This is a genomic window from Dietzia sp. CW19, assembly GCF_014145265.1.
GTDB classification, from domain to species: Bacteria; Actinomycetota; Actinomycetes; order Mycobacteriales; family Mycobacteriaceae; genus Dietzia; species Dietzia natronolimnaea.
Genome location: NZ_JAALEE010000407.1, coordinates 1811 through 4591, shown reverse-complemented (window position 1 = coordinate 4591; position 2781 = coordinate 1811). Strand labels below are relative to the sequence as shown.

Annotated in this window: 2 protein-coding genes; both read left to right on the top strand. The window is 69.8% G+C overall.

Annotation, left to right across the window (positions count from 1 at the left end):
• Nucleotides 1-282: 282 nt before the first annotated feature.
• On the top strand, nucleotides 283-1338 hold the full coding sequence (locus tag G6021_RS12215) for a peptidoglycan recognition family protein (RefSeq protein ID WP_347237834.1): 1056 nt from the start codon (nucleotides 283-285) through the stop codon (nucleotides 1336-1338).
• 264 nt (nucleotides 1339-1602) lie between these two features.
• Nucleotides 1603-2760 carry a glycerophosphodiester phosphodiesterase family protein gene (locus tag G6021_RS12210; RefSeq protein WP_182641405.1) on the top strand — a complete coding sequence of 386 codons (1158 nt, stop codon included), beginning with the start codon at nucleotides 1603-1605 and terminating at the stop codon, nucleotides 2758-2760.
• Nucleotides 2761-2781 lie beyond the last annotated feature (21 nt).

Below are 2781 nucleotides of genomic sequence, written 5' to 3'. Positions count from 1 at the left end.
GACCGAGTGGGGCCCGGGCGCGCGTGGCCAGTGACCGAGTAGGCCCGTGGCCCGGCGTCGGGCCCGCCGATTCCCCCTAGTAGAGGCTCCGGATACGCCTCATGAACCTCACTCGCCACATGTATCACTTCGGTAACGTAGGTCTCGATTTGGTTACGCCGAGCGCGTAATGTGGCCGTCGATCGCGCCGATATGCCAGGCGTCAGTTTCTGCAGTACAAGTCTGGAGTACACCCTTATGCCCGTTTCACGCCGTGGGTTTCTCACCGCCGCGTCAGTCGGGGTGGGCGTCGCAGTCGCCTCCTCCGTCCGTGGCCCCCTCGCCGGGGCCAACCCGTTCGACACCGGTTCCCTCGGCATGGCCCAGGACCTGCTCAAGTCGGTCCCGACCGGCAGCGGGATGATCCAGCCGAACGGCCCTCTCGGCTACGTGGGGGTCACTTTCCCCAGCGCCGAGGAGATCGCCGGCCGGATCCGGTTCGCGTTCCCCGACGGCTCGGTGGGCGACTGGCTCCCGCTCGAGGCGATGGACTCCGCCCCGGACAGCGGCAGCACTCCCGCGTCCGATCTCGTCGCCGCGCCGCAGGGGTCCGTGGGTTACGAGGTCGACGCTCCCGCCGGCGCCCGTGCCACCGCGTTCGACGACGGCCGGGCTGCACCGCGCAACTACAGCCTGGGCAGCGTCGGAACGCTCGGCCTGCCGATCATCCCGCGGGCGGCATGGGGCGCCGGTGACGTCTCGGGGAACCGCTGGGCACCGCAGTTCCACCCGGCGCAGGCGATCACGATCCACCACACGGCCTCGCCCGTGGGACCGGACCGCGCCGCGAGTGTGCGCGCGATCTACAACTACCACGCCAACACACTGGGCTGGGGCGACGTCGGGTACCACCTGCTCATCGACCCGGAGGGCCGGATCTACCAGGGCCGCGGCGGAACCGTCGGCGGGACCCCGGTCTTCCAGGTGCCTCCGGTCGCCGGCATCGCTCCCCCGGTGGTCACCGCGGGCCACACGGGCGGCGTCAACAACGGCAATATCGGGATCTGCGTGCTGGGCGACTTCACCGGAGCGCCGCCGACCCCCGCTGCCGTGGGCGCGACCATCGACTGCGTTCGTGCCCTCTGTTCGGCCACGGGCATCAACCCGCGGGGCGGCATCACCTACCGCAACCCGCAGGGCGGTGCCACGCGCAACATGCCGGCCGTCTCGGGCCACCGCGACTGGGGCGGGACCGCCTGCCCGGGCAACTCGTTCTACCCGCAGATGCAGTTCATCCGCGACACCGCCGCGCGCGGCTGGTCCCCGAACGCGATCTCCTCGGCCGCCTTCGGCTCCTGAGCGTCGTCTGACGGACCCACCTCTCCCATCGAGAAGAGACTTCCGCACACCCCCACTCGGGCGATGTGTTCGGAACGCTCTTCTCGTGTGTGGGGTGGCTCGTGTGCGGGAGGGTGGCCGATCACCGCCGAAGGGCTGTCCCAGCCGTCATCCTGCGTTCACCCCGGGTCGAACCGCCCGTAGACGGCGCCGCATAACGTCACGCCGGCAAGTGGCACCCGGGACTCCTCCCGGCATGCCGACACCACTTCCGGCGAGGTTCCCATGCTCATCACACGTGCCCTCTTCACGGTCGGCGCCACCGCCCTCGGCTGTCTCCTCACCGCCTCATCCTTGACGGTGGCCACCGCGGCGACCGGATCACTCGGCGGGGCGACGGCGGGCTCACTCGGCACCGACGCACCGGCGGGTTCACTCGGCGCCCTCGGTTCGCTCGGCGCCGGAGCGCGTGACTTCGATCTCCAGGCACACCGCGGCGGCGTGGGGCTTCATGTCGAGAGTTCCCCGCAGGCCTTCTCGGCTGCACTCGAACTGGGTGTGAGCACCCTGGAACTCGATACCCAGGTCACCGCCGACGGCGCGGTGGTGGTCACGCACGACCGACGCCCCCGGGCCGACGTCTGTCAGGACACCGCGCCTGTCGTGGAGGGCGATCCGATGTTCCCCTACATGGACCACTACATCCACCAGCTCACGCTCGAGCAGGTCAGGACGCTCGATTGTGGTTCGCTCCGTCGTCCCGGTTACCCCGACCAGCAGACCCACCCGGGCGAGAGGATGATGCTCCTCTCCGAACTGTTCGACCTCGTCAAGGCCCACGGGGCCGACGGGCCGGACGGGGTGTGGATGAACATCGAGACCAAGGTGGAGGCCGGAGCCCCGGACCAGACCGCACCGCGCGAGGTGTTCGTCTCAGCGGTGCACGAGGAGATCACGAACTCGGGTCTCGAGCAGCAGATCACCGTCCAGTCGTTCGACTGGGGCGCACTGATGGCGATGCACGAGCTCGCCCCGAGCCTGCCGCTCGTCGCCCTGACGAACCACGACTTCCTCGGCATCGACTCCGGGGCACCCTCGCCGTGGCTCGGGGGGATCGACATCGCGGACTTCGACGGTGACGGCGTCGCCGCCGCAGCGTCCATCGACGGGGTGGTGGCCTATTCGCCGGTCGCCACCTACCCGGACCAGAGCTGCACGGTCGGCGAGAGCGCCTGCCGGGCGTACGTCACTGAGGAGATGGTCCAGAGCGCGCACTCGCACGGGCTGAGGATCATCCCGTGGACGGTGAACAACGTTCCGACCATGGAGTACCTCATGGACATCGGCGTCGACGGGATCATCACCGACTACCCGAACCTGCTCCGGGACCTCATGGCGGAGCGGGGCCGGGCGCTTCCGCGGCAGTACGCCGCCCAGAGGTGAGCTGACCCCGGGGCCGCCGCA

Coding starts and splice junctions, on each gene's coding strand:
- G6021_RS12210 (WP_182641405.1), top strand. CDS start 1,603: ATGCTCATCACACGTGCCCTCTTCACGGTCGGCGCCACCGCCCTCGGC.